At 37.9% G+C, this 4,044-nt stretch carries 3 protein-coding genes and 1 pseudogene; 3 read left to right on the top strand and 1 reads right to left on the bottom strand.

Annotation, left to right across the window (positions count from 1 at the left end; translation table 11 throughout):
- A pseudogene (locus IEW93_RS21530) lies at positions 1–392 on the top strand (hypothetical protein); the annotation flags it as partial.
- A gap of 552 nt (positions 393–944) precedes the next feature.
- Here the strand turns inward: IEW93_RS21530 and IEW93_RS21525 are convergent.
- A complete protein-coding gene (locus tag IEW93_RS21525; RefSeq protein ID WP_188741254.1) occupies positions 945–1,157 on the bottom strand; it encodes a protein kinase domain-containing protein in 213 nt (70 codons plus the stop codon).
- A 563-nt stretch (positions 1,158–1,720) separates the two neighbouring features.
- Here IEW93_RS21525 and IEW93_RS21520 point away from each other — a divergent pair.
- Together IEW93_RS21520 and IEW93_RS21515 are read left to right on the top strand one after the other, a co-directional pair.
- Positions 1,721–2,860, top strand: coding sequence for a hypothetical protein (locus tag IEW93_RS21520; protein ID WP_188741253.1), 1,140 nt, complete (start codon positions 1,721–1,723; stop codon positions 2,858–2,860).
- Positions 2,861–3,181: 321 nt separating this feature from the next.
- Positions 3,182–3,892 carry a hypothetical protein gene (locus tag IEW93_RS21515; RefSeq protein WP_188741252.1) on the top strand — a complete coding sequence of 237 codons (711 nt, stop codon included), beginning with the start codon at positions 3,182–3,184 and terminating at the stop codon, positions 3,890–3,892.
- Positions 3,893–4,044: the final 152 nt, after the last annotated feature.

The following is a 4,044-nucleotide window of genomic DNA, read 5'->3' as shown; positions in this document are numbered from 1 at the left end:
CTATTGATATCTGTGCTTATGCCGTGATGAGTAATCACTTACATGTGGTGTTAAAGGTTGATGCTGACAAAGTAAAACAGTGGTCAGATAAAGAAGTGCTCATTCAATGGCACAAAGGCTTTAAGGGTACACTATTAACCCATAAGTTTTTAAAAGGGGAAGACCTCAATCAATTTGAGCGTCAAACGGTTAATGAATGCATTACCGAGTATCATAAACGCTTAATCGATATTAGTTGGTTTATGCGTTCACTCAGTGAGCCTATAGCCAGAATGGCCAACAAAGAAGACATAATAATTATGACACCAATAATTATTTCGTTACTTGTTCAAAAAATGGGTTGCTCGATTTTTGTAATCATAGCTGTTTCATTTATATGGCATTTTGATTAAAAATTTAGATGTATCAAGTTAGCACTTTTAAAGGTTCATAATTATTGACTTTTTTCAACTTCAGGAATAAAGTCAATCTTAGTTAGCAATTGCAGAACTTGAAGATGTAAAACTCTGCAACCAAATGAATTTAAACGACTATTTTAACTATTTAATTCGAGAGTCTGGGTTCAAATCCCTATCCCTCCGCCACATTCAAATAAAAAGGCCATATCGAAAGATAAGGCCTTTTTATTTGGGCGAAAGATAGGACTTTGAACCCACGGGTTCCTCTTTATTATAAGCAAGCTATCCCTCGTCAAGATTCACAACAAAATGCTAAATCGACACATTTAAGGCCTTTTTATTTGGGCGAAAGATAGGACTTTGAAACCACGGGTTCCTCTTTATTATAAGCAAGCTATCCCTTCACAAGATTAAACTAGAAAGCCTCATCAGAAATTGATAAGGCTTTTTTATTTGGCGAAAGATAGATATTCAAAACCCGCATTACACACAAGCTATGTCCATCCTCAAGATCCAATACGATAAAGTACCATCATGAATTACAGATTAGCTGTGGGTGTCACGATTAATTTTATCTGGGCTGGCATAAATAGGGGTTAACGCCTTAACATACGTTTTGAATATCTTTTGGCTTGGTTCATCACTATTACAAAAGATACGCGCAATACCAAAATCCAATACCTTTATTTGATTGCGATTATCGACCAGAATATTGGCGGGTTTAAGATCTGCATAAACAATTTGATTTTTGGTGCGCATGATGAATGGCGTCACATAAGCTACACAAAACGCTTAACTTATCTTTTAGTCGAACGCGGTTATCGGCCCATAACGTTGAAATTGGCTTACCATCAACGAGCTCCATCACAATGTAAGAATAACCTTCAGCGGAGATCCCCGCGTCAAAAACCTTACCAACATAGGGTGATTGACTGCTTGAGCAAGTGTATCGTAGAGTCATCACAAAGTATGACACGGTGTAATTTGCGACTATATCCTTAACCGTTTAAAAGTCCATAACAGACTGATTAGAATGCTTAAAATTTGAGCTAAAACGCTATATTATAAAAAAATGTTCAATTCTTATGTGGTTTTTTTTAAAAAATCCGTCTGTAGTCAGACTCTGTAAATTGGGTTATTTTTCTTATAAGGGTGTTTGTGTATTCATGTTCCCTTTACTGCTCATGGCGAGTAATTAATTGGGGACTAAACACTGAGGCTGAAAACAACGAAGTATTGTTGTTTTTACATTAGCTTTTATCACCACACATTTAATGTGTGGATGGATATTAATGGCGTTATTGAGATTCTGTGACATTAAAATGAAAAAACATTCTTACACATTATTAGCAGCATTAGTGTTATCTGCCTGTGGTGGCGGTGGCGACTCAGAAAAAGAAACCGATGCCCCATCAGATACAACACCATCTAAAACCTATGTGTCTGGTAATACGATGCAGTCTGGTAGCGTTGGCTATATAGAATATCCATCAGATGATGTTGGTCAGGGTTATGCCTGTAAATCTCGTTCTGACAAGTATTTTGAAAGCGAATTTGTACGAGTTTATGCTAACAGCGCAGTTGGCAATAATGACTTAATGGCTGTTGCAACAATTGTTCAGAATAACATGTCTTTTTCCTACGGAAAAATGAACTTTACCACTGCATCCCTAAAAGAATTTATGCCGCAATACTCACCAACTGTCGCAACTCGTTTTTTAACAACAAGCGATTACGGTGATGAACTTGCGTATAACTATGTCTATACGGGCATTCATAAAGATGTTGATTGGAAGTCAATGAATGCTGGCGATGTTTACTATGGCATTCCAGATCATTATCAGTCTCTTGACACTCAGGGCGCTATTGATACAGCTTTAATTCTGGCCGAAAAATATAGCGAGCTATCAGGGTTGGAAGTTGAAAAGCGCAGCGACAAAGTTATTGTCTGCCTTGCCGAACACATGAACAAAAGTCGTTTTGCCGAAGGGACGTTTCACGGACTAAACTTTGCTGAGCCAGAAGCGGATAGCCGTGTATTAGAATCAGTTTACGCCAAGCACGAGCTTATTCACCATGTTCAAATGCAACACTATCGAGTCACTGAGCGCTCTGTTATTGGAATATACAATCTTCCGAGATGGCTTGTAGAAGGTCAGGCAGTGTATCTTTCTGGCCAATCAATAACTAAGCGAAGCGAAGTATCAAATACATCAATTGATGATATGAACAACGCATCAGATAAAAATGCATATTATGAAGAATATGGTTTGGCTTATAGTTATCTTCACCTAAATAATGATATTAGCACCATAAACAAGCTATATTCAAATACAGCAGGCGGCATCACTAGCTTTGAGTCGGCGTTTGATGCACTTGGATTGAAGAATCATTATGGTCAAGTAATAACCTACAATTCATTTAAGTCAAATTACCAAACATGGGTAGCTGACTGGAATTAGTTAAATCAACTTAATCAGCAGCCTTTACATAGGTTGCTGATATTTTACGTTATGACACATAAAGGCGCACACTTTTAATTTAATAAAATACTTATATTAAATTTAAATTTAATATAAGCATTAAATGCAACAACAATAGATAACACGCATATTAAAAGAACTTAGCGTCGCCTGTTAAAAATAATTCAACGCTACAGAATTACTTTATTAATGTTTACTCAACCAACTTGTTACCTTATTAAATTATTGCATTAAAATTAATAATTAGCTTGTAACACTACAATCAACTTTACACTTCGTAATATTAATCGAGATTATATAATGAAAAAGAACATCGCTCTGTTTATTTATACTGCGGTTATAACCGTTTTTCTTTCTGCTTGTGGTGGGGGCAGTGACAGCGATGAAAATGATAGCTCCTCGGTGACACCAACGCCACCAGTAACCACACAGCCATCTCAACCAATGACAGTTAGCACGTCTTTGATTAATGCCTCAGTAGATGAGCTAGGCTCAGTTTCTGGTTCATTCTCAGCAAGCAATGTTAGTGGCACACTGTCGGCAACAAGCAGCTATTCAGGCAAAGGAAAAGTCAAAATTGATGTTAGTGGTAATTCAGTTAATGTGACCTTTACTGCCCCTGAAATGAACAACGATGTCATTGAGCAGTTTGTCGTTACCGCTAAAGACAGCAAAACTTCACATACTGTTACGTTCACGGCCAATGTTAAAAACACATCAGCTACCAGTAAGGTTTCGTTTTTAACCGCCTACGCATCATCAGTGAGTCAAAAATCATTATTTGCTGACATGACTAATATTTACCGCTTTTACAGTAGTGCTGCGGTGTATGTTGGCGAAACAACAGTCTCTGATGCAGATGATTATCAAGATGCCTTTAGTGACACGCAAACAGTGGCATACAGCACCTTAGCCAAAAACAGCTCTTACTCTTCAACAGCAATCACCAAAATGCTTGCAGACTACAAGGCTGGAATAACATGGCCACCCATTCTAACTGGCTCATTCTAACTGGCTAAATATTCAACACTCAACAAATAACATGGCCACCCAGTGCGCCGAGATAAATCGGTAGAAGATTGGAGGTGAAAGTCCTCTGCTTGGTAGTGCCTAGCAGGCAGCCAAGACCCCGAGTCATGGGCTTTGCATCGTAAGGTGTTGAG

This window comes from Shewanella inventionis, assembly GCF_014641855.1.
Lineage (GTDB): Bacteria > Pseudomonadota > Gammaproteobacteria > Enterobacterales > Shewanellaceae > Shewanella > Shewanella inventionis.
The sequence above is the reverse complement of the archived record's forward strand: the minus strand, read 5'-3'. Positions and strand labels throughout refer to the sequence as shown.

What these genes read in the sequence shown, in the direction of transcription:
- IEW93_RS21525 (WP_188741254.1), bottom strand. Translation starts at nt 1,157, where the DNA reads ATGCGCACCAAAAATCAAATTGTTTATGCAGATCTTAAACCCGCCAAT.
- IEW93_RS21520 (WP_188741253.1), top strand. Translation starts at nt 1,721, where the DNA reads ATGAAAAAACATTCTTACACATTATTAGCAGCATTAGTGTTATCTGCC.
- IEW93_RS21515 (WP_188741252.1), top strand. Translation starts at nt 3,182, where the DNA reads ATGAAAAAGAACATCGCTCTGTTTATTTATACTGCGGTTATAACCGTT.